20 protein-coding genes are annotated in these 23,793 nt (G+C 44.1%); 10 read left to right on the top strand and 10 right to left on the bottom strand.

Annotated elements, in window-relative coordinates; all coding sequences use genetic code 11:
* Positions 1 to 19: 19 nt before the first annotated feature.
* From ylqF to mutY, 3 genes are all read left to right on the top strand, one after another.
* A complete protein-coding gene (gene ylqF, locus QL919_RS08890; protein ID WP_290189190.1) occupies positions 20 to 976 on the top strand; it encodes a ribosome biogenesis GTPase YlqF in 957 nt (318 codons plus the stop codon).
* A gap of 24 nt (positions 977 to 1,000) precedes the next feature.
* Complete coding sequence (locus QL919_RS08885) at positions 1,001 to 1,939, top strand: GIY-YIG nuclease family protein (RefSeq protein WP_290189189.1); 939 nt, start codon at positions 1,001 to 1,003, stop codon at positions 1,937 to 1,939.
* 67 nt (positions 1,940 to 2,006) lie between these two features.
* The gene (gene mutY, locus QL919_RS08880; RefSeq protein WP_290189188.1) at positions 2,007 to 3,254 is read left to right on the top strand and encodes an A/G-specific adenine glycosylase; all 1,248 of its coding nucleotides are present in this window, start codon (positions 2,007 to 2,009) and stop codon (positions 3,252 to 3,254) included.
* 100 nt (positions 3,255 to 3,354) lie between these two features.
* Here mutY and QL919_RS08875 read toward each other — a convergent pair whose 3' ends face one another.
* On the bottom strand, positions 3,355 to 4,257 hold the full coding sequence (locus QL919_RS08875) for an acyl-CoA thioesterase II (protein ID WP_290189187.1): 903 nt from the start codon (positions 4,255 to 4,257) through the stop codon (positions 3,355 to 3,357).
* A 401-nt stretch (positions 4,258 to 4,658) separates the two neighbouring features.
* The gene (rapA, locus tag QL919_RS08870; RefSeq protein ID WP_290189186.1) at positions 4,659 to 7,547 is read right to left on the bottom strand and encodes an RNA polymerase-associated protein RapA; all 2,889 of its coding nucleotides are present in this window, start codon (positions 7,545 to 7,547) and stop codon (positions 4,659 to 4,661) included.
* Between the two features lie 355 nt (positions 7,548 to 7,902).
* Between rapA and QL919_RS08865 the strand changes: the two genes are divergently transcribed.
* Positions 7,903 to 8,844, top strand: coding sequence for a D-2-hydroxyacid dehydrogenase (locus QL919_RS08865; protein ID WP_290189185.1), 942 nt, complete (start codon positions 7,903 to 7,905; stop codon positions 8,842 to 8,844).
* Positions 8,845 to 8,878: 34 nt separating this feature from the next.
* On the opposite strand, the gene QL919_RS08860 is transcribed toward QL919_RS08865, so the two are convergent.
* Complete coding sequence (locus QL919_RS08860) at positions 8,879 to 10,552, bottom strand: NAD(P)/FAD-dependent oxidoreductase (protein ID WP_290189184.1); 1,674 nt, start codon at positions 10,550 to 10,552, stop codon at positions 8,879 to 8,881.
* A 72-nt stretch (positions 10,553 to 10,624) separates the two neighbouring features.
* The gene (locus tag QL919_RS08855; protein ID WP_290189183.1) at positions 10,625 to 11,338 is read right to left on the bottom strand and encodes an RluA family pseudouridine synthase; all 714 of its coding nucleotides are present in this window, start codon (positions 11,336 to 11,338) and stop codon (positions 10,625 to 10,627) included.
* A 338-nt stretch (positions 11,339 to 11,676) separates the two neighbouring features.
* Between QL919_RS08855 and trxA the strand changes: the two genes are divergently transcribed.
* The 3 genes from trxA (at position 11,677) to QL919_RS08840 (ending at position 14,449) form a co-directional block, all read left to right on the top strand.
* Entirely contained in the window at positions 11,677 to 12,003 is a 327-nt protein-coding gene (gene trxA / locus QL919_RS08850) for a thioredoxin (protein WP_057761928.1), read from the top strand.
* A 563-nt stretch (positions 12,004 to 12,566) separates the two neighbouring features.
* Positions 12,567 to 13,835 carry a transcription termination factor Rho gene (gene rho / locus QL919_RS08845; RefSeq protein WP_290189182.1) on the top strand — a complete coding sequence of 423 codons (1,269 nt, stop codon included), beginning with the start codon at positions 12,567 to 12,569 and terminating at the stop codon, positions 13,833 to 13,835.
* 374 nt (positions 13,836 to 14,209) lie between these two features.
* The gene (locus QL919_RS08840) at positions 14,210 to 14,449 is read left to right on the top strand and encodes a hypothetical protein (RefSeq protein ID WP_290189181.1); all 240 of its coding nucleotides are present in this window, start codon (positions 14,210 to 14,212) and stop codon (positions 14,447 to 14,449) included.
* Positions 14,450 to 14,546: 97 nt separating this feature from the next.
* Here the strand turns inward: QL919_RS08840 and QL919_RS08835 are convergent, their stop codons facing one another.
* The gene (locus QL919_RS08835; RefSeq protein ID WP_290189180.1) at positions 14,547 to 15,437 is read right to left on the bottom strand and encodes a neutral zinc metallopeptidase; all 891 of its coding nucleotides are present in this window, start codon (positions 15,435 to 15,437) and stop codon (positions 14,547 to 14,549) included.
* A gap of 509 nt (positions 15,438 to 15,946) precedes the next feature.
* Here QL919_RS08835 and QL919_RS08830 point away from each other — a divergent pair.
* Positions 15,947 to 16,309, top strand: a complete 363-nt coding sequence (locus QL919_RS08830) for a hypothetical protein (RefSeq protein WP_201599614.1) — start codon at positions 15,947 to 15,949, stop codon at positions 16,307 to 16,309.
* 298 nt (positions 16,310 to 16,607) lie between these two features.
* Here the strand turns inward: QL919_RS08830 and QL919_RS08825 are convergent, their stop codons facing one another.
* The 5 genes from QL919_RS08825 to rpmI form a co-directional block, all read right to left on the bottom strand.
* Positions 16,608 to 16,907, bottom strand: coding sequence for an integration host factor subunit alpha (locus QL919_RS08825; protein WP_110923573.1), 300 nt, complete (start codon positions 16,905 to 16,907; stop codon positions 16,608 to 16,610).
* 245 nt (positions 16,908 to 17,152) lie between these two features.
* Positions 17,153 to 19,558, bottom strand: a complete 2,406-nt coding sequence (gene pheT, locus QL919_RS08820; RefSeq protein ID WP_290189179.1) for a phenylalanine--tRNA ligase subunit beta — start codon at positions 19,556 to 19,558, stop codon at positions 17,153 to 17,155.
* Between the two features lie 104 nt (positions 19,559 to 19,662).
* Positions 19,663 to 20,718: a phenylalanine--tRNA ligase subunit alpha gene (gene pheS / locus QL919_RS08815; RefSeq protein WP_201632650.1), complete on the bottom strand. Its 1,056-nt coding sequence runs from the start codon at positions 20,716 to 20,718 to the stop codon at positions 19,663 to 19,665.
* A 380-nt stretch (positions 20,719 to 21,098) separates the two neighbouring features.
* Entirely contained in the window at positions 21,099 to 21,455 is a 357-nt protein-coding gene (gene rplT, locus QL919_RS08810) for a 50S ribosomal protein L20 (protein WP_011281252.1), read from the bottom strand.
* A 152-nt stretch (positions 21,456 to 21,607) separates the two neighbouring features.
* Positions 21,608 to 21,805: a 50S ribosomal protein L35 gene (rpmI, locus tag QL919_RS08805; protein ID WP_192523947.1), complete on the bottom strand. Its 198-nt coding sequence runs from the start codon at positions 21,803 to 21,805 to the stop codon at positions 21,608 to 21,610.
* Between the two features lie 436 nt (positions 21,806 to 22,241).
* Here rpmI and QL919_RS08800 point away from each other — a divergent pair, with 436 nt between their 5' ends.
* Both QL919_RS08800 and hisIE read left to right on the top strand, forming a co-directional pair.
* A complete protein-coding gene (locus tag QL919_RS08800) occupies positions 22,242 to 22,685 on the top strand; it encodes a thioesterase family protein (RefSeq protein WP_290189178.1) in 444 nt (147 codons plus the stop codon).
* Between the two features lie 172 nt (positions 22,686 to 22,857).
* Complete coding sequence (gene hisIE / locus QL919_RS08795; protein ID WP_290189177.1) at positions 22,858 to 23,706, top strand: bifunctional phosphoribosyl-AMP cyclohydrolase/phosphoribosyl-ATP diphosphatase HisIE; 849 nt, start codon at positions 22,858 to 22,860, stop codon at positions 23,704 to 23,706.
* The last annotated feature ends 87 nt before the right edge of the window (positions 23,707 to 23,793 follow it).

Genomic DNA, 23,793 nt, shown 5'->3' with positions numbered 1-23,793 from the left:
TAAAAGGTTATGAAAACAGATGGATAAGAGAGCAAGTATTCAGTGGTTCCCTGGGCATATGAACAAAGCCCGTAACGAAATCAAAGAAATCATGCCACAGATGGACGTCATCATCGAAGTGATTGACGCGCGTATTCCTTATAGTAGCGAAAACCCAATGGTCGCAGCATTACGCGGCGAAAAACCAGTCATCAAAATCTTAAATAAAGCCGACCTCGCTGATCCTGAATTGACCAAAGCGTGGATGGAATACCTTGAGCAACAAGATGGCGTTAAAGCCATGGCTTGCGACAATAATAAAGCCGATGACGTCAAGCGTATTATCGCAATATGCAAATCCCTCGTACCCAATAAAGTCGGTACCGGTCGCCAAATAAAAGCCATGATTATGGGTATTCCAAACGTTGGTAAATCAACGTTGATTAATACCTTAGCGGGACGCGCCGTGGCAAGAACCGGCGACGAGCCAGCGGTGACCAAGTCGCAACAGCTGATTAAGCTTGACGATGACATCATGCTCTATGATACCCCCGGTATGCTATGGCCAAAGGTCGAAAATGAAAACTCTGGCTATCGCTTGGCGGCGACCGGCGGTATTCGTGATACCGCTTTTGACTTCGCTGACGTGGCCAGTTATACCGCTGAGTATCTAATGCAAGCCTATCCTGAACTGCTAAAAAGCCGCTATAAAATTGAAGAATTACCAAAGACGGATTGGGAGTTTTTTGAAGTGGCCGGACGTAATCGCGGCTGTGTTCGCGCGGGCAATCAAGTCGATACCTACCGCATGTCTGAGATTCTAATTAATGAGCTGCGTAGTGGCAAGCTTGGTGATATTACGCTCGAGACGCCTGCCATGACAGAAGCTGAAGAGCTGGTCGTCGCTGAACAACGCATCGCTGCCGAAGAGAAAAGAATCGCTAAAGAAGAAGAGAAACGTTTGCGTCGTCTAAAAACGCGGAAGAATCGTAAATAAATTGCATAAAGAATACTGGCTACTATGAATCCGTTAATACCCTCTGCTAAAACCATTCAGATTTATCTTCCAAAAGGTAATCCTCGCGGATTGCGCTTGGCAGAGATGACCACGCGTACGGTGCGTTTGATTGAGATTCCACGCATTCATATTGATGATTTTTTTGCGATGCCAGATGCCAATCAAGTTGGCTTATATTTTTTGATTGGTGACACCGACAGTATAGATAAGCCATTACTTTATATCGGGCAAACTGGCGATTTGAAAACTCGTCTCAATCAACATCATAAAAAAGACTTTTGGACGCGGGCTTTTGTCATGCTTTCAACCAATAATTCCATGACCCAAACCCATGCGCTGTATATGGAGCATAAAGCGATTGCCACTGCCATTAATGTTGGGCGCTATGAGCTAAAAAATGGTAATAGTGGTAATAAGCCGCATACACCCGACCCATTAAAAGCTGACTGCGAAGAGTTGTTTCACACCCTTGATGTTTTGCTATCAACCTTGGGGCAACCTATTTTTGAATCTTTAGCTATTCACGATAGCCTTTATAGTAACGAGACTGATGCACATAAACTGACCACACCCACTGATGTTAAAGTTGAAAAAGCAGCTGAAATATCTCCAACTAAACCTATCCCAGTCCTGTTTTATTACAAGGTAAAAGATTGCGATGCACAAGGCTATTATGATGACGATGGCTTTGTAATATTAGCAGGCTCTTTAATTAGACAAGCACAGGCAGTATCTGCGCCACCCTTTGTGACCAGATTAAAAGAGAGCTTGCTTAGTAGCGGCAAACTCATAGCGGTAAATGATACAAGCTATAAGCTCACTGAAAACCATTTATTTAAAACACCCAGTGGAGCCAGTTCTTTAGTATCAGGTCGTTCGACTAACGGCTGGATTGAATGGAAAGATGCCACAGGTCAAACTTTAGACAGTGTTTATCGATAACGCCTTTAATCCCAACATGCGACCCTCATATAACTCTCATACTTTTTGAATTGCTCGCCCATTGCCTATGACATCTATTACTTTTATCCATAGCGAGACCAACCTCGACTCCTTCGCCCCCCGCCTCCTTGATTGGTTCGAAACGAACGGTCGCCATGACCTGCCTTGGCAACAACACCAAACTGATACGCCTAACCCTTATATTGTTTGGCTATCCGAAATCATGCTACAGCAAACGCAAGTGACTACGGTGCTGCCCTACTTTGCGCGTTTTATGGACTCCTTTCCGAGCGTGCAGGATTTAGCCGCAGCAGAATGGGACATGGTGGCAGAACACTGGGCGGGGCTTGGCTACTATGCGCGGGCGCGTAATCTGCATAAAGGCGCAAAGCAATTGGTTGCAGTGATTGATGAGACGGGCGACTTTCCACAAACACTAGCAGGTTGGGAAGCCATCTCTGGCGTTGGCCCATCGACTGCTGGCGCGATTATGGCAATGGGGTTACATCGTTATGGTGTTATCTGTGACGGTAATGTCAAACGCGTTCTCACACGCTGGGCGGCTATCGATGGTGATATTACTAAATCTGCCACCACTAAAGAGCTGTGGGCATTGGCAGAACGTTTAACACCTAGGGAAAATTCAGGACTGTTTGCACAAGCGATGATGGATATGGGCGCAACCCTGTGTACGCGTAGCAAGCCTTCCTGCTTATTGTGTCCACTGCAAAATGATTGCTTGGCACATGCGCAGGGTCGTGAAATCGACTATCCAGTCAAAGCCAAAAAGCAGCCCAAACCCAGCAAATTTAGTCATGCGCTATTAATTAAAGATACGAACGGCAAAATACTGTGGCTACAGCGTCCTGACAATGGCATTTGGGGTGGATTGTGGAGTTTGCCTTTACAGTTTGTAGAAAAGATTGAAGGCAAAGCGAGTGGCAAAGCGACTGATAAAAAGCAAGTTGCGAACGATGATAAGCCATTGGCTGTGCCAAGTGACGTACGTCGCAATGAAAAAGTTTACGAAGCAGAGTTTACCACCGCTGAGCAGATTATTCATGAATGGTTAGCAAAGAACGAATTAATAGCAGAGTCAGTCAGTCACTCATTATTAGAAGATGCGCCTATTAAGCATTCACTAACCCATTTCCATTGGTATTTGACACCGCAATCAGTCACTTTAGATGCCAAACAAACGGCCGAAATAAGCAAAGCCTTACAAGTAGCAGATATTAATATTAATTGGCTAAGTGCTGATGATGCACGGGCAACACTTGGATTGCCACGCGCGATGGTTAAGATTTTAGAGTAATGAGTAAACTCAACTAAATGAAACTCATAAAAAAAGCGACTCAAAATATATTCTGAGTCGCTTTTTTCATTAATAAAACACTAAAGACTTAAGACAGAACTTAAGATTTGGGCACTCGCAACCGCATCAAACCCTCTTGTTGCACCGTAGCAACCAGCTTACCATCTTGCCAAAACTGCCCGTGGTTTAAGCCTTTGGCATTAGAGGTGGTATCACTCCACATGTCGTATAGTAACCAATCATTTAAATCAAAATCACGGTGAAAATGCATCGAGTGGTCGATACTGGCCGCTTGCAGACCGCTGGTCATAAAGCTCACACCATGCGACATCAGCCCCGTACCTACCAAGTAGAAATCAGACGAGAATGCCAATAGCGCTTGCTGAATAGCCACTGGTTGATTGCCCAGTTCACGGATACGCAGCCAATTGGCCTGCTTGGGTTTCATTGGCTCTGGATGAATAGGATCACGCGGTTTGACCGGTTTAATCTCGACGTGACGACGACGCATAAAACGCGCCTTAAGTGCATCTGGGACTTTACCAACATACTCTTCTTTTAAATCCTGCTCGGCGAGCAAGTCCTCTGGCGGTGGATAGACTGGCATATCTTCTTGATATTCTAAGCCCTCTTCCATCGGTGAAAACGACGCAATCATCGAAAATATTACTTGCTCGATAGGGGCTTTACCGCGCACTTCTTTGTATTGAATCGCGGTAACTTCACGCGCAGACAAACTGCGACCATCACGTAAGCGGCGCACTTTATAGATAACGGGCTGATTGATATCACCACCGCGCAAAAAATAGCCGTGCAGTGAGTGACAAGGCTTGTCTTTATCTAGCGTATGCGCCGCTGCCATAATCGCTTGCGCCAGCACTTGCCCACCAAAAATACGACTGCCAACATAGTCATGGCTTTTACCCTCAAAAATATCAGGGGTAACTTCGATAAGCGCGACAGTAGCCAGCAGCTCATCAATCAGTTGCGAATAATCGGACATGACGATATGTTTCCTTATTTTTATCAAAAACGCGAAGCATTTAAAACGAGCAGCTGAAAATAAGCCATTAACGACATCAATATGACATCGCGACAAATCCTTTGCATTTGAATGTAAAATAATATGAAATCACTTGCTGAAAATACACAAGAGAGGTTTAGAACAAAATTTTTAGCGTAAAAAATACAGCCATAGCCTGTATTATAATTCGAAAAGGTAAACATCTTACCCAATATTGATGGTTTTGACTAGTTAGTCTCCGCCTACTTGCGAGTATCAATCTGATTCACTTTTCCATGGAATAACAAGCGAGACATGAATACTAGCAGTATGAGCATAAGCGGCATTAACCATAAAAAAACGAGATGATTTTACCATCTCGTTTTTTAACTTTCTGACATTTATGGTTTTACTGCGACCAGCACACGAATAGAATCTGGTACCAATGATAAATTACTTAGCGCTTGCTCGCCTTGGGCTTTTAGTTGTTCTAGACGTTCAATCTCTGCAGGACGCACGTTAGGGTTGATGGTTTGCAGATGCTTTAAGCGTTTAATCTCACGTGACCATTGCTGACTAAAACGAGCACTTGCCTGTTCGCCAATCTCTGCTAGCTGCTGACGTGCAATGTCTTCTGCTTCATAATAACATTGCTCAATCACATCACCACGCACTTTAATCACTTGGCGGGCACGGTTTTTATCCAAACGCTCAATATGCGGCATGATCATCTCGGCGCTGATACGCGCAGACAAGTCACTGCCCTGTTCACTGATAAACACACGGATATTTTGCGTACTCAATGTGCCTGGCAGATTGAGCACTTTTGGCGCAATGGCTTCGACGCGGAAGTTCACTTCGAGCAGAACCATACCTTGTGGAACGGCAGCGCTCTTTAGCATCGCCACCGTGGTATTCCCAAAGGTACTGGTACTTGCCAGCTCGTAGATAGCACGCATCAACGGATGCTCATGAGTGATAAACTCAATATCTTCACGCTGCAGCGCTTGCTCACGCTCGAATGTCAACGTCATACCGTCTTCATCACCCAGTGGCAAACCATCGATATAATCGCTAATCTCGGTGCTGTCAATCGGTGCAATCACCCATGAGCCATCACGCTGGATATTATGATCGATATTGGCGGATGCAAAAAAGCGCTCGATAAATTGCGGTAACAGATTGTGACTGTCAAAATCACGCATGGCACCAGCGATACGGCCAGCGACACGTGGACGGCACGAGTTGTACTCAAGCAGACGGTCGCGACCCGCTTGCAGCTGTGCCTCTAATCCCAGTCGCGTTTGTAGTGCTTCTTCGATAATACTTTGCAAAGTCACACTATTTTCAGCAGTATCCGCACCCTCAAGCATTGGCTTTAACTCTTGGATATACTGCTCTTGCACGCTCTGGGCAGTCGGCGAAATTTGATTGAACATATTCAGTGCGTCGTTATACCACTGATACAGTCGCTCTTGTGCGGTGCCTTGCACATAAGGGATATGCAGCATGATTTGCTGAGTCTGTCCGATACGGTCTAGGCGACCGATACGCTGCTCTAAGGTATCTGGATTAGCAGGCAGGTCCCACAGTATCAACTGGCTGGCAAACTGGAAGTTACGACCTTCTGAGCCAATCTCTGAGCACAATAATATCTGCGCGCCTTCACTGTCGGCGAAGAACGCCGCCGCTTGGTCACGTTCAAGTAGGGTCATCTGCTCTGTAAAGATAGCAGTCTTAATTCCCGCATGCAGACGCAGCACCGCCTCTAAGCTCTCAACCGTCGCACCGCTACGGGCAATCAGTAGCACTTTTTGATGCTTAAGCTCGCCGCGTAAGATATCAATCAACCAAGGGACACGTGGGTCATCTTCCAACCAACCACCATCAGGCTGATTTTCTTCGCCCCATAGCTGCTCGCGCAATTTACCATTGGTTTGATAGCTATCTTTCCATGCTTCAGGCAACGGTAATGGATAAGGCTGACTGCTACGACCATAGAACCCTTTAACGCTTTCGCGCGTGTTACGGAATAAGATACGACCCGTACCATGACGATCTAGTAACTCATTGAGCGCATAAGTACGCAATTTTTCATCATCGTTAATCGCACCCAACTCATCCATACTAATGTCTAATAGATGACTCAAAGCAGCAATTTGACCATCGCTCAATGGCTTATCTTCTATCAATACGCCAGCGACTGCTGCCGTTTCAGCGAAGGCTTCTTGACCATCGATAAATTCATCCAAATCATCAAAACGATCTGAATCCAGCAAACGCAAACGGGCAAAGTGGCTTTGTGCGCCAAGCTGCTCGGGTGTCGCAGTCAGTAGCATGACCCCAGGTGTTTCTTCGGCAAAATCAGCAATCAAGTCATACTTATCATTACCGCCCTGCGCTTCATCCCAATGCAGATGATGCGCTTCATCAACCACCAATAAATCAAAACCTGCCTCCATCGCTTGGTCATACAAGTCAGGATGGTCAAGGAGCAAATCCATACCAGCGATGATACATTGCTCAGTGGCAAAGACGTTTTGTTCAGGGTCGTGTTCTTTGATAGCAGCAGCACGCACCAAGTCAAACAAGGCGAAATTTAGATTAAAACGACGACGCAGCTCAATCATCCATTGGTATTGCAAACTGTCCGGTACGAGAATGAGGACACGCTCAGCTTTACCCGTTAGCAGTTGCTGATGAATAATCAGACCTGCCTCAATGGTTTTACCCAAACCGACTTCATCAGCTAACAGCACACGCGGGGCGATACGCTTACCGACTTCGTGGGCGATATAGAGCTGATGTTCAATAATATCGACACGCGCGCCCATTAGACCTTTGAGAGGGTGACCCGCTAGCGCTGACTGCATACGCAAGATATCTTGACGCAGCTCGTACCAATCACCGCGCTCGATACGACCCGCCAGCAAACGCTCAAGCGGTTTGGCAAGCGTGATATTGGCGGCCAAACGGGTTTCCATGATGCCGCGCTCGTGCTCATCAACACCATATTTAAGCACCCCCATGACTTCGTCGACCGCATTGACTGTATAGCATTTGCCATCTTGGTCATAAATACTGTCGCCAACCTTGAACACCACGCGCGATAATGGCGCAGAGTTTTTGGCATAAACGCGCGTCTCTTCGCTTTGTGGGAATAAAATATGCACACATCGGTCGTCAACATCGATGACCACACCCAAGCCAAGCTCAGACTCCGTATCAGATAAATAACGTTGACCAACGGCGAATTCAGTACTGTGCAATGAAGCGATAGAGATAGTCATAAGGCGATGTCTTTTGTACTCAGGTAATAAGAAATTAGATAGATAGCAATCAGACGTTAGCAATGATAGCAGCTCAGGTGATGCAAGCAGCAGATTGTCAAAAACATCCACTAGAGGCCACAACAAAAACCAAGCCAGCAATTCAAGCGAACCATTATATAACGTTAGCGGCTAGATGAGTGCGTTAAGTTGAATTTTCAAGAGGTCAATTAAGATAGTAACTGGCTTTACAAGGTACTTGGGCGATTCATTTTTGACTAAAATCCCCAACGTGCTACATTAAGCCAAGCATTACCGATACGAAAGCATTAGTAGAAAATCGATATAAAAACAATAAAATAAATAAGGAGTCACCATGCAAGCGGTTTTTTTAGATAAAGGTACTTTTTCTGATAACGTTGAGTTGCCAGCCCCAGCAGGTATCACGGATTATGTGACTTATAATGACACGCCAAAAGACAACGATGTCATTATCGAGCGCTGCCGTCACGCTGATATCATCATCACCAATAAAGTACAGATTGATGCCGATGTTATCGCCAAACTACCCAACCTTAAGCTTATCCAACTGACAGCTACAGGGATGAATAACGTCGATCAAGATGCTTGTGATGAGCATAATGTCACACTTTATAATGTCGCAGGATACGCCGTCAAAAGCGTCCCTGAGCACACCTTTATGCTGATGCTCAACGCCATGCGTGCCAGCATCCATTATCATCAAAAAGTCGTCGATGGCACATGGCAAAATAACGGTAACTTTTGTCTGCTCGACGTGCCACTGATAGATTTGGAAGACAAGACATTAGGGATTATCGGCGTTGGTACTATCGGCAAGCGCGTCACTGAAATTGCTCGTGCCTTTGGAATGACCGTATTGTGGGCAGAGCATCAGGGTCGTACACCGCGCAGTAATGATTATACTGCCTTTGATGAGGTACTCGCCCAGTCTGATGTCATTAGCTTACATACCCCTTTGAATGAAGAAACCAAGCATCTTATTAATGCAGATACATTGACAAAGATGGCTAAGAAGCCATTACTGGTCAACGTTGCACGTGGCGGTATCGTCGATAGCAACGCTTTGGTTGAGGCTATTCATAGTGAGCAGATTATTGGTTATGCAACCGATGTATTTGAGCAGGAGCCCGTCACTGATAATGATCCGCTGCTCACTATCAATGACCATCCGCGGGTGATATTTAGCCCACATAATGCTTGGGGCAGTAAAAGCGCACAAGAAACCTTATGGCAAATACTTAGTAAACAAGTGAGTGAGTTTATCGAGTCCCAATAAACGATGATTAATAAATGACAAACCTCAAACCATCTTAACGGCTAAAACGCAGCCAATCGTCTTTGATTTTTCGGTACTTTAGCATAATGTGATCACTGACATAGTTATTGGTCACATACCAAGGATAGCGGTCGCCTTGCTTGGGTAACGTGTCATAAGCGCGTTTGACATAGCCTGCTGACAGCGACCCCATCACTGTGTCTGGCTGCATAACCGCCCTACTGCTTTTGTCATTTTTATCATATCTATGACGGTCAGTCTGTGCTTTTGGTATGACCACTTGATAGTGATGCTTATGCATATAACGCAGCAAGCGCACCACATACTGACAAGCCAAATCTATTTTCAGCGTCCACGAAGCGTTGGTATAGCCAAACAATGCTGCCATATTGGGCACGTCTTCGACCAGCACTGCCTTATAAGTCATACGCTGACCGATATCAGTCGCTTGCCCATCGACATATACCTTGGCACCGCCGAGCATTTGTAGCTTAAGCCCTGTCGCGGTCACGATAATATCAGCATCAAGACGCCTACCAGAATCGAGCATGATGCCTGACTGGGTGAAGTGGCTGATTTGCTCGGTGACAACTGCCGCGCGCTCACCATGCAAGGCTTTGAAAAAATCACTGTCAGGTACTGCACACACCCTTTGCTCCCACGGATTATAGTCGGGCATAAAGTGAGCGATATCGACATCACTGTCTTTTAGCTCTTTTTTTACGCCACGGTTTAATAACAGCTTCATCAGCGATGGCACGCGAGTGGCAACTTGATACAACCCTTGTTGGCGCAGTACATTACGGGTACGTAGTACCTTATAGGCCTGTTCTTTTGATAATGGAGAAAACTTACCCGATAGCCACTCTATCGCATAGTCATCGCCTGGCACGCTTGCCACATAGGTCGGCGAACGTTGCAACATCGTGACGTGCTGCGCGCATTGGGCAGCATCCTCGTCAACCATAGCAGGCAGCATTGTCATCGCTGTAGCACCACTGCCAATGATGACGACTTTTTTATTATCATAATCGACGTTTTGCCAATGCTGCGGATGTACGATGCGACCTTGGAAATCTGCTTGTTTTTCAAAATGTGGTTGATAGCCTTGTTCATAATCGTAATAGCCAGTGGCACCAACGACGAAATTTGCACTCAAAGTAAATACTTCACCGCTGCCATGATTTTTCACTGTGGCAGTCCACAGCTCGGTTGCACTCGACCACGATAATTGCTGCACTTCATGCTGATAACGAATGTGCTCAGTGACACCTAGCTCGCGTGCAGTATCGGCGATGTAGCTTTTAATATCGTCGCCTTTTGCCAGTATTCTATGATCTAACCACGGTCTGAAACTATAACCAAAAGTCAGTGCATCAGAGTCTGAGCGCACCCCTGGATATTGGAACAAATCCCACGTACCACCTAAGTCAGCGCGTTTTTCTAACACCACAAATCGCGGTGCAGCTTTTTGCTTAGCGCTTTTATTTTTACGCTTAAACGTTGGCTTGTCAGATATTTTATGACCAAAGAGGCTTTGATGCTGATTATCCAACAAACGGTTTTGCTGCAATCGACTGGCCATGCCAATACCAGCGATACCTGCACCAATGATGAGCACCTGATAATCTGCTGACTGACTTGAGAGTGTCGATTTAGGTTTTAAGCGTTTGTTAACTGCCTGTTTGACCGACTTAATATCTAGCACAATACAATCCTTGTTTTTGCATGACGGGTTTTGCATAAATTAAAGTCTGTTTAAACATACCCATTTAAGAAGTTAAAAAGGGCTTGGGCTTTCCCAGTCCATCCATGCACCCAATGTCGGGTGTTTAAGGCGTAGCTGCTGTGCGTGCAAATTCAGTCTCGGTGCGATTGTCAATGCATCACCTTCTGCATAAATAGGGTCGCCAATCATCACATGACCGACGTGGACCATGTGTACTCGTAGCTGATGGCTACGGCCCGTAACAGGCTTTAGCATCACTCGCGTGACTGTCTGACCGCTGCACGTTTCATGAGCCAGTACCTCATACAGCGTAAGCGCATGCTTTGACCATTCATGATCAACGATATGACGCGGTTTGGTAGTAGGCTCATAGCGTACAGGCACTGATATTTTGCCGGTTGCGCCCACACTTTCCCACTGACCAAAAACGCGCGCTTGGTATTTTTTTTGCGGCAAACGTTCGATGAACTGCTTACTGATATTGGTTTGTGCTGCGGCATTTTTGGCAAAAATAATCAGCCCTGAGGTATCCATATCAAGACGGTGAATCAATTTAACCGCAGGATTGGCACGTTCAAGCCGCGCCAGCAAACTGACCTTTAGCGTCTTACCATCAACGCTTAACAGTCCGGCCGGCTTATCAACCACCCAAATATCATCATCTTCATAGACCGTAATGTCTTGTGCAAAGGTTTGAAAAAACTCAAGCGGATAAGCATCTTCTTGAGCATTGAGGGCAGCGACTTTTTCATCAGTAAAGGGCATAAAATTAACTACTTATATTGATTAAGACTGATAGGTATAAATACTAAGACTGATTGATACTGGTAATTGATACTGGTTATTGATATTTCTCTACCGCCATTTCAGTCAGGTGACAGATAACCCATAACCTGTATCATTATGTGTCGATTCATTGTGTTAATAGTAATTGTTAAACAATTTAAACGGCCTGCATCTGTCAACTTTGACCAAACATGTTAATATAATGGCACATTTTCACCACTTCTAAACCGTTCTTTGGTCGCTCATCACTCTATTAATAAACCAATATATAAGTTGATGGGCGGCGATAAAGATAATAAAACAAGAGAGATAAAATTATGTCAGACCTTATTGTACATACTACCGACACAGACTTTGATCAAGACGTTCTACAATCAGACGTACCTGTACTAGTAGACTTCTGGGCACCATGGTGTGGTCCTTGTAAAGCCATCGCTCCTATTTTAGAAGATCTAGCAACTGAGTACCAAGGTAAAGTTAAAATCGTCAAAGTAGACGTGGACAACAACCCGCAGGCGGCTAGCCGTTTCGGTATCCGCAACATCCCAACGCTATTTGTCTTCAAAGACGGCGAAAAAGTAGATTCAGTGATGGGCCTACAGCCAAAAGCGGAACTGGCCAAAGTATTAGACAAGCATTTATAAGTACTATAAATAAAGCGATACTCACATCGATGACTCTGCTGTGAGCCGCTTTATAAAGTAATGGACTTGCAATACCAACAGTCTAGTCAAAAAAACCATTATCCGACTGAGATAATGGTTTTTTGCTTGTTTTTTATGCAAAAAGCTCAATTATACAACTTTTTTGGCAAAATTTATTGACAATGCCATTGTGAAGACCGTATAGTCTGCTGACAAGAGAAAACTAACGGTTTTCCTAAGTATCTTGTCGCTATTCTCCTCGTGTTTATCAACAAAAACACAATCGTCATTATAAACACCATTACTGAACGAAATGACTAAACACAATTACTGATATTGAGTTTTTGACGCAGACTCTTATGTGGTCTTCTTTATCATTACTTCTTATTGCCGTGCACGCTATCATTGCCACGCGTACATAAGCTGACATGCAACACCCAAACTACATAAATTCTCGCTCTGTGCACGCACCCTCTATCGCCATACTGTCGTTGTTTTAATCAATGTCGTGACTTGTGCTGCTAATGGCATCTCTCATCTGATCACTTGCTAATGACCTATCTATGAATCTTACTGAATTAAAGAAAAAATCAATCTCTGAGCTCTTGGCCATTGCCAAAGAAATGGGACTTGATAATATGGCGCGTAGCCGTAAACAAGACATCGTTTTTGCTATTCTTAAAACCCATGCTCGTAACGGTGAAGCCATTTATGGCGACGGCGTGCTTGAGGTTCTTCCTGATGGTTTTGGCTTTTTGCGCTCATCAGAAGGCTCTTATTTAGCAGGCCCTGATGATATCTATGTCAGCCCTAGCCAAATTCGCCGCTTTAGCTTAAAGACTGGCGATAGTATTGCTGGCACGATTCGCCCACCAAAAGATTCTGAGCGTTATTTTGCGCTATTAAAGGTCGGTGAAATCAACTTTGATACGCCAGACCGCTCACGCCATAAGCTTATCTTTGAAAACTTAACGCCATTATTTCCAACAGAGCAGTTAAAGCTTGAGCTTGGTAATGGTACCACCGAAGACTTGACTGGTCGTATTATTGACCTGATTGCCCCGATTGGTAAAGGTCAGCGCTCTATCATCGTCGCACCGCCAAAAGCTGGTAAAACGATGCTGCTACAAACGATCGCACAGTCAATCACTCGTAACAATCCTGAATGCTATCTAATCGTTCTACTGATTGATGAGCGCCCAGAAGAAGTGACCGAGATGGAGCGTACGGTACGCGGTGAAGTGGTTGCTTCGACCTTTGATGAGCCACCACAGCGTCATGTGCAAGTGGCTGAAATGGTCATCGAAAAAGCCAAACGTTTGGTTGAACATAAGCAAGACGTGGTCATTTTACTTGACTCTATTACCCGTCTTGCTCGCGCCTATAACACCGTTATCCCGTCATCAGGCAAAGTATTGACCGGTGGTCTAGACGCCAACGCCCTTGAGCGTCCGAAGCGTTTCTTCGGTGCAGCACGTAACGTCGAAGAAGGTGGCAGCTTGACCATTATTGCCAGTGCGCTTATCGATACGGGCAGTAAGATGGACAGCGTTATCTTTGAAGAATTCAAAGGTACGGGCAACCAAGAAATCACGCTTGAACGTGATTTGGCCGAAAAACGCGTTTTCCCAGCAATTAATATCAAAAAATCTGGTACACGTCGTGAAGAACGTCTACTCGATGAAGACAAACTGCGTAAGGTTTGGATTTTACGTAAATTGCTACAGCCGATGGATGGCGTCCAAGCGACTGAGTTCTTGTTAGACCGTCTAAAAGAAGCGAAGACCAACGATGAATTCTTTGAGCAAATGAAGCGTAAATCACAGAATTAATTTGCGTAGCGCTGAGCTATATTTACTCAGCACTACTTATCATTTCTCACTCAGCATCATAGTTTTTGATTAGTTATTAACTATATATATACCATGAAGACTGCCCTCAGGCGGTCTTTTTGCTGTTTACAGGTTAGACAATATCAGTTAGCCTACTATTGAGGGAAATACAATAATCCTCATCATAAGCCCTACCAACGATACAGTGTGGAAACATCGTTTACATCTCACTTGTAAAGCTTAGCGTTTCTACTACGCGTTGGCTATCGATAACGGGCTATTATTGGCAGTAGTGGAACATACTTAGAAAATATCATAAAGATTGTATTTTAAAGGTGTTGTATTTTAAATTGGATGACTTAATAGGTGATAATATGAAACTTGCTAAAACGATTGCAATGACTGCTCTTACTAGCTCAGCACTTATCATGGGTGGCTGTGCAACTAACGGATACAACACTGGTTTGAACAACACCGCTAAAGGTGCTGCTGCTGGTGCTGCTGCTGGTGCACTTATCAGAAGTGGTGGCGACAGTAAAGACATCGCTCGTGGCGCACTTGGTGGTGCTGCAGTTGGTGGCGCTGGTGCATATATCCTAGACCAGACCAGATAACTTATTTATATCGCTGTCCTTTAGATAGCTAAAGAAAGGCCTGCAATTGATTGCAGGCTTTTTTGTGCTTGAATGTTTTTATAACTAAAAATAAATTTTACAAAGCACCGCTAAACGTATCGCAAGATTGCACGTTGCCACTCTCTAAACCACGTGTGAACCATTGCACACGCTGTTGGCTAGTACCATGCGTAAAGTTATCAGGCACTACCGCACCACCACTCGCACGTGCTAAACGATCATCACCGATTTGACCAGCAGCATTGATGGCTTCATCGATATCGCCCGCTTCTAAAAACTGTACACGCTCTTGATTACGCTGCGCCCAAACACCAGCGAAGCAGTCCGCTTGTAGCTCCTGTAACACCGATAATTTATTGGCCTCTGCACGGGTAACTTGACGACTGGCTTCACCCACTTGTTGCGTGATACCTAATAGGGTTTGCACATGATGACCGACCTCATGCGAGATGACATAAGCTTGTGCAAAGTCACCTGCCTTACCTTCGTTATCTTGACTACCTGAACCCTGCTGATCACCTGCGATACCAAGATTTTGACGCATTTCTACGAAAAAAGACGTATCTAGATACACTGTCTGATCGCCCGGACAGTAAAACGGTCCTGTTGCAGAACTGGCACTACCACAAGCTGAGCTGACTTGACCGTTAAACAAAATCAATGATGGTTCTTTATAAGTGCTGCCTGCTTCATTAAATATCTGATGCCAAACTTCTTCTGTATCGGCTAATACCACTTTTACAAACTGGGTATCACGATCCGTCGCAGTGGCAGGTTCGGTGGCGCTGCCACTACTTCCTCCGCCTGCTACGACCTGACCTGTTTGTAAAGCCGTCATCGGATTGACGCCAAAAACCAACCACAAAATACCTGCGATAATAATACCACCGATACCGCCACCAATCATCTTGCCGCCGCCTTTACTAGAGCGAACGTTGGAGCTACCTCTTCTACCTTGCCATTTCATAACCTTCTCCTTCAAACATAATAATTACATAACTATTTGTATTATAAGACTTCGATATAGTGCGATATCAATCCCTTGATTTTATGGTTCATACGTGAGCCATTTTTTAGCCTCTTTAGAACATGATCGATTGAATCGAGAACATGACCTATAGTATTAATGCCTATTTTGCATCATCTTTATTAAATTTAATAAAAATAAGTCACACGATTTCAACAGATAACAGACATCAAAATGGCTGCTAAGCTCTTAAAATGGCTCTGTTTTATCGATTATACGTATATAAATATGGCTTGTTGTATTAATAGTTATAATAAACGTCAAATGTAAAATTAATTTTACAATTTTTATTGTTACTTAATTGTACAGCCTCTTTCCATTTAGAAAGAAACCATATAGAATGCGTGAAAGCTGAGTAGCTGTAACTAAGACTAGTTGAACTCTGAGACATCTCGGACTTCGACCTTTGTTGCTGCTACTGCTCATTTCATTTTTCCGGAGAAAATACTATGAATCTTAAATTACTTGCTCTTGCTGGTATCATGACTGCATCTATGGGCCTAACTGCCTGTGACAGTAACACTGAAAACGCTGCTGAAGATTTATCTGACGCGCAAGAAGAAGTGCAAGATGCTTCTGAAGAGCTAAACGAAGCTGCTGCTGAAGGCGAAGTTGTTTCTGCTGACGCTGAAGCTGCTGTTGCTGATGCTGAAGCTGACATCGCTGAAGCACAAGCTGCGACTGCTACCGACGAAATGGACGCTGAAGTTCCTGTAGACGGTACTACTACTAGCGTAGACGTAGCTAGCGAAACTGATACTGCTGCTGTAGACGCAGCTGACGAAGTTGTTGTAGTTGAAGAAGCTCAGTAATTTATTGTTTATACAATAAACACTGTAGTAAAAAAAAGAGAGCCTATGCTCTCTTTTTTTATGCCTGCAATTTATGATAGTGAATCAGTGACAAGCCAATGCATGATATCCACTGACCTCCTTATGCATAGGTAAGCCAGCCATCACTTATCTTTTGAACCGTTGAATGCTCTTATACTCTTAGAGTAATCACAGAGCAGCCAAAAGCACCTACGTTTGCACATATTTAAACCTCGACATGTTTAAGTCTAAAAAAACGTCGCGTGCCTATCATTAATGCAAACAAATATGTTCTGCTTTAGGCATCAAATAATCGCTCATCAACCTGTTGACGAAATTTTTGTCCCGTTTTAAAGGTGACCACGCGGCGCGCAGACACAGCAACAGGCTCACCAGTCTTTGGATTACGCCCAGGACGGCTATTTTTATCTTTAAGCTCAAAGTTGCCAAAGCCTGAAAGCTTGACCTCTTTGCCGTCAATCAAACTCTCTGACAATTCATCAAAGAAATTCTCTACCAAACAACGGCCTTCTTGGCGTGTTAGGTTAAGATGACTCATCAAATGCTCAATCATGTCAGATTTGGTTAAGGTGCTCACAGTACGACTCCTATGCTATGTCGTGATGTCGAATATCATGGTTTAGCGGTATGAGGGTTGATGTTGGTTATTATAAAGGTTTTTTGTCACCTTTTTTAATAAAGTCTAAATTAAATCCTTTATTAATAACCACTTAACTTGTTTTATCAATAAAAACTCTAGAGAATAATAATTTTTATAAATAGCAATGCTCTGTAGCGCCACCTATGAGGCTACAGAGCATTGTTTATTGTCAGTATTAAATATTAGCTATCGCGCAACTGGGCAGAGTGCTGCTCGGTTAGTGCTTGTACCACCTTATCAGTGGCAGTTTTCACTGCTTCATCAGATAATGTCTGCGTGCTGTCCTGCCATACTAGAGCAAAAGCTAGTGAACGCTGACCGGTCGGTACTTTATCGCCTTGGTAAACATCAAATAGCCATAAATCAGTCAACAGCTCACCTGCCGCAGCACGTATCGTTGACTCTAATCTCTGTAAGCTGATGTCGCTGTCTACCAAGATGGCGATATCGCGACGTACTTGTGGAAATTTACCTGGGGTAGTAATGGCATGTTGCTCACGCACGAGGGCCAGTAAAGGTGCCAGTGATAATTGAGCAACCCACGTGGCTGGCAGATCCAACTGTTTAGCCGTGTTAGGATGCAGTTGACCCAACCAACCGACATACTCATCATCGATATAGAGTTTGGCACTCTGCCCCGGATGCAAGAAAGCAAGCGCACTACGCTCATAGCGGATACGCGCACTGTCGATTTGTGCAGGTAACAACTGCTCAATGTCGTTTTTGAGGTCATAAAAGTCTAACGCACGATTTTGATACGCTTGCTCGTCCCAAACATTACCGACTGCTACCAAAGCAATACTAGGCGTTTGTACCAAATCACTAATGCTTTGACCGACAAAACTTAGACCCGTCTCAAAGAAACGGACACGTGGCTGCTGACGATTGAGGTTGTATTGCACACAAGGCAATAAACTCGATAATAGAGTACGGCGCATCACCGCCAAGTCACTTGAGATAGGATTGGCCAGTGCCAACACTTCCCCTAGTGCTTTATCATCGAGCAATGCTTCTATTTTTGCATCACTGAAGCTAAAGCTGATTGCTTCCATATAACCATTATTGACCAATGCCAGCTTCATTTCATGTGTCAAGTCTGCGGTATCCTCATAATCCATACTGACTTGCAAATGTGGCAAGACGCTTGGAATATTGTCATAGCCATAGATACGGGCAATCTCTTCGATGAGGTCTTCTTTGATACTCATATCAAAGCGATATGATGGCGGTGTACAAATAAGGCTATCCGCTTGCTGTTCTACTGCAAAGCCTAATTGATTCAAGATACGCACCATCACTGCTGGTTCAATCTCAATACCGATGACATCACGAACTTTAGTAATTGGCAAGGTAATGGGCGCACGTGCTGGCAGGTTATCGCTACTTTCTGCTTTTACTATTTGCCCTGCTTGAGAGCCCGTGACACTGGTAATCAAGTCAGTAGCACGTGCCAACGCTAACTCTGGTAATTCAAAGTCCACGCCACGCTCAAAACGTTGTGAGGCGTCGGTATGCAAACCAAAACGGCGTGCGCGCGCAGCAATAGCCAATGGGCTAAAGAAAGCACTCTCTAATACAATATTGGTCGTGCTATCAGTCACGCTACTACGCTGACCGCCCATAATTCCGGCAAGTGCAAGTGCACTTTTATCATCAGCAATGACCAATTCATCACCGGTTAAAGTAATGGTTTGCTCATTTAATAAGGTAATGGTCTCGCTAGGCTCTGCCAAACGTACGACGATATCACCAACAATGGTATCGGCATCAAACGCATGTAACGGCTGACCCAATTCCATCAACACATAGTTAGTCACATCAACCAAGAAGTTGTGTGAACGTAGCCCTGAATGGACTAGCGCATCTTGCATCCACTTTGGTGTATCGATGCTACGATCAATATTGCTAATCGACTGTAGTAAATAGCGTGGGCAAGCCTCAACCGCATTCACTGTCACCGCTGGTGTTGCGCTGTTATCAGTAGCTGCTAGATTGGCAGGAATCTCGGGCATTTGCATCGGTAAATCATTGATGACTGATATCTCGCGCGCAATACCGCGGACGCTAAAACAGTCACCACGGTTTGGGGTGATGGAGATATCCAATATCTGATTGTCTAAGCCTAAGTATTCACGGATATCAGTACCGACTGGCGCATCAGCTGGTAGCTCAAGCAGACCATCGATATCGTCAACCAAATCAATTTCAGAGGCACCGCAAAGCATACCATTAGATGCCACACCGCGTAGGTTGCCATTTTTAATTTTAAAGCCTTTCTTGTCATCACTTGGCAATACGGCACCAACGGTAGCAACGGGTGCTTTCATACCGACAGTCACATTGGGCGCACCGCAAACAATTTGTAGCGGCTCAGCGGCACCAATATTAACCTGCGTGACGCGCAGCTTATCAGCATCTGGATGTTGCTCAACGCTAATGACTTCACCGACGACCACACCACTAAAGGCACGGGCAACCGCAAAGCGATCGTCAATCTCAAGCCCTGCCATCGTGAGTTGTTCGGCCAATTGCTCACTGCTATTGTTTGGATTTACCCACTGACGTAGCCACTGTTCGCTAATTTTCATAAATATCTCGGATCAGAATTTTATAATAAAGATTTTGGATTGAAGGTTGGCGAATCAACTTGTTGTATCAACAAGGAGCACCTGTCATATTAATAAGACAAGTTCTAGCCAAACTGTTTTAAGAAGCGTACGTCGTTTTGGAAAAACAGGCGCAAATCATCGATACCGTAATACAACATCGCAAAGCGTTCAATACCCATGCCAAAAGCAAAGCCCGTGTATTTATCGCTATCAATACCGCAATTGGTCAATACTTGTGGATGCACCATGCCGCAGCCCATGACCTCAAGCCATTTGCCATTATCATCGAGGATATCTACTTCAGCAGAAGGCTCAGTAAATGGGAAGAATGACGGACGGAAACGAACGGTCAATTCTTTGGCAAAGAATGCTTCTAAGAACTCACTAATCAAGCCTTTTAGCTCAGCAAAGGTACTCGACTCAGTAACCATGAGCCCTTCTAGCTGATGAAACATCGGCGAATGCGTTTGATCCGAGTCATTACGATAGACGCGACCGGGACAAATGATACGAATTGGTGGTTCATTCTTTTCCATGGTACGAATTTGCACCGGACTGGTATGCGTACGTAATAAATAGTGCGCATCAAAATAAAACGTATCATGCATCGCACGTGCAGGATGATGCGAGGGAATATTGAGTGCTTCAAAGTTATAGTAATCGCTCTCAACTTCAGGACCAGTTGCTACATTGAAACCCGCTTGTATGAAATACTGCTGCATACGCTGGGTAATCATGGTCACTGGATGCAAATGGCCTTTATGACCACCGCGGGCAGGCAAGGTAATATCGATACTTTCAGCTTCAAGCTTGGCATTTAATGCCGCGACTTCTAATTGCTGCTGCTGCGCTGTTAACGCTTCTTGAATACGGCTACGGACTTGATGTAACCAGCCACCGTAAGTCTTTTTATCATCAGCGCTAAGTTTACCCATCTGCTTTGACCAGCCAGTTAAGGGGCTCTTTTTACCCGTCAGTTGCACACGCAAATCTTGTAATAAGCGTACATCATTGACTTGTAAGATTAAGGCTTCAGCGGCACTGGCAAACTCAGTTAGCTGAGCTTCATTTAACTCACTGAGCTCTGAGGACAAGGTCGGTAGCGCCGACAAATCGATGGTGGCAGCAGGGGTAGTCATAAGACGCATTCTTCCTGATTTAGACAGACTATTAATAATAGTGATTGGTAATTGTAGGGATTTGACCAAATATTGCAAACCATTTGCTCTTTTATCCTAAAAGAAAGCGACATAAAGACTGCTATATGAATGACTTGAATATTTAGACGGTTAGAGATGTACTCTCAAAACAAGTATTTTTATATTATGCGCTACTATTCTAAGCGCTAATGAATAAGCTATAGAATAATTTAATATAAAAAAAGCCACCGACCAGCGGTAGCTTTTATTAATATCGACCTATTAATCAATATTATCCCTATCCATATAGATAACCACTTAGAAAAATTACTTATAAATAAGCACTTGGCAAGCAGACTATCCTAAAGGATGGTTAATATTTATGCTAGTTCCGCTTTTGCTTTTTCGACCAATGCTGTGAAAGTAGCTGCGTCATGCATAGCGATGTCAGCAAGTACGCGACGATCGATTGCAATGTTAGCTTTTTTCATGCCATTGATAAAGCGGCTATAGCTTAAGCCGTTTAAGCGTGCACCAGCATTGATACGTGCAATCCAAAGGCGACGGAAAGTACGTTTTTTGTTGCGACGGTCACGATAAGCATATTGACCAGCTTTGGTCACTGCCTGTACCGCTACGCGGTAAACACGTGAACGGGCACCGTAGTAGCCTTTTGCGCGCTTTAAGATTTTTTTGTGACGGCGATTCGCCTGTACACCACGTTTTACACGGGCCATAAATTACTCCAAGATATTTTAATCATTATTAAACGAATCACGATGTCATTGAATAATAGACATCGTTATCAGATTGCAAAGTCATGTGTTTTTTAATCCAGTCGCTATTTATTAATTAAAAAGCGCTTGATTAAAAAAATGACGATAGTCGACTAGAGGTATGGGCACATGCGACGAACTGCTGCTTCGTCAGATTTGTCCACCATCTTTAGACCGCGCAACTGGCGAATACGCTTAGCTGATTTCTTGGTCAAGATATGGCTTTTGAATGCTTGCTTACGCTTAAAGCCGTTCGCTGTTTTTTTGAAGCGTTTAGCTGCACCGCTTCTGGTTTTCATCTTAACTTTCATGATGATTTGCCTCTTTGTCTTTGATAGAACCTGGTCGTCAAATAGTAAATAACGAATAGTAGCTTTAAAAACAACCACTAAACCTCTATTTGCCTCGAGGTGGGAGGCGTTATTTTAGCAAATAATGTGCTGATTTGCCAAGGAAAGTTTTAGCCACGTTCTATTACCCAGTAAAGTCAGCTCAAGAACACAAGCCGACTTATCAAGGACTCAGTGAAACCTCCATAAAGTTTTAGATTTGCTCGCAAATAGATTGAATGTCAACCCAAGCTGTGCTTAAGTATAGGCTAGGGTTTGCTTTTATATAAACATCGATAATAAACACCGTTTATCTTATTAACTGACCTTATATCGTACAGTTTTAATCGGTTATGACCCTGCTACCCTACAGCATGATTAGCAGACCTCATCACCTGCAGTCAATCTAGGAGACAACGTGTCAAATCAAAAGCTAGAGTTTGACGACGGCCTGTTTGTATTTGAAACGGTAATGCGCGTGCGCAATACTGAAATCGACGGGGCTCAACATGTAACGCTTGAAGCACTGACAGCGTTACTCTGTGAGGCGCGGCTGAGGTTTTTATACGCTAAAGGTATTCAAGAAGTCAACGCCGACCATCAAGGTCTCATTGTCGACGAGCTGCATCTCAGTATTGGCAGTCGTGTACGAGCGCGTGAAGAGTTGCTGTTTGAGGTAGGCGTTGAGCCGTTGTATGATAATGGCGGAAACCTGTTGATTAAAATCACCCGTATGCATACGGGCGAAGTAGTGGCAAAAGCGCGTCAGCATTTCGTCAATTATGACTTTCGTTTGAATAAAGTCACTGGCCTTGATAGCACTATCAAAGAAGCGCTATACCCGCATCTATTTAGGCTGTAATACAGCTCATAACTTCCCTAGTAATGAATACAAGTGCTTTATGATTGCTGTGCTTGGTTAAGTGAACAATGATTTTATGACATTGGTATTAACCGCTTTACACGCTTCGGAACGGCAACAGCTGATTCGCCTCTATTACTTAATTTTATTTCTATAAGACGACAAACATATTATGACTCTACCTGCTTGGCTTGCCACTATAAAATTTAATGCTGATGGTTTAATTCCTGCGATTGCTCAAGATCATGAGTCTGGTCGTATTCTCATGATGGCTTGGATGAACAGCGAAGCGCTACAATTAACCGCAGAGACAAAGACGGCTGTTTACTTTTCACGTTCACGCGCTAAGTTATGGCATAAAGGTGAGTCGTCAGGTCATACGCAGACGGTACATGACATTCGCCTAGATTGTGACGCAGATGTGATTGTATTGAGTGTCACTCAGGCGGGCGGCATCGCGTGTCATACTGGTCGCGAATCCTGTTTTTATCAGCGATTGGAATTGTCAGGTCCAACGCCTGAATGGCAAACCGTTGATAAGATACTAAAAGACCCTGCTGACATTTATCAGTCAAATAAAGCGGCTCAATCTGACCTGCAGTCTAACGATTTAAACACAAATAATACCGCTAACGCTGACGCTACAGCTATTGAAAACCAAGGCAATGAAAAATCAATTTTACAGCAGTTAGATCGGGTGTTGGCTGAACGCAAACAAGCTAATGCCGACAGCTCTTATGTGGCAAGCCTATATGCAAAGGGTTTGAATAAAATATTAGAAAAAGTTGGCGAAGAGAGTACAGAAAGTATCATCGCTGCCAAAGACTTTGCCCATTGTGATGAATATACTGACAAAGAACAATATGATGAGGCACGTCATGAGCTCATATATGAAGTGGCTGATGTTTGGTTCCATACTCTAGTGGGTCTAGCCTGGTTCGATATCGAATCAGACACAGTATTAAATGAGTTGGGTCGGCGTTTTGGTTTATCTGGTATTGATGAAAAAGCAGCTCGATAACTATTAATGCTGTCTAGTGCTATCGTATCGTAAAGTGAAGGCAGTAAAACAGAAAAGCCAAGGTGCGATATCGTAAAGTCAGGATTT

This window comes from Psychrobacter sp. APC 3426 (assembly GCF_030408035.1).
In the GTDB taxonomy this organism is placed as follows: Bacteria; Pseudomonadota; Gammaproteobacteria; order Pseudomonadales; family Moraxellaceae; genus Psychrobacter.
This window is presented reverse-complemented; position numbering and strand designations above follow the sequence as displayed.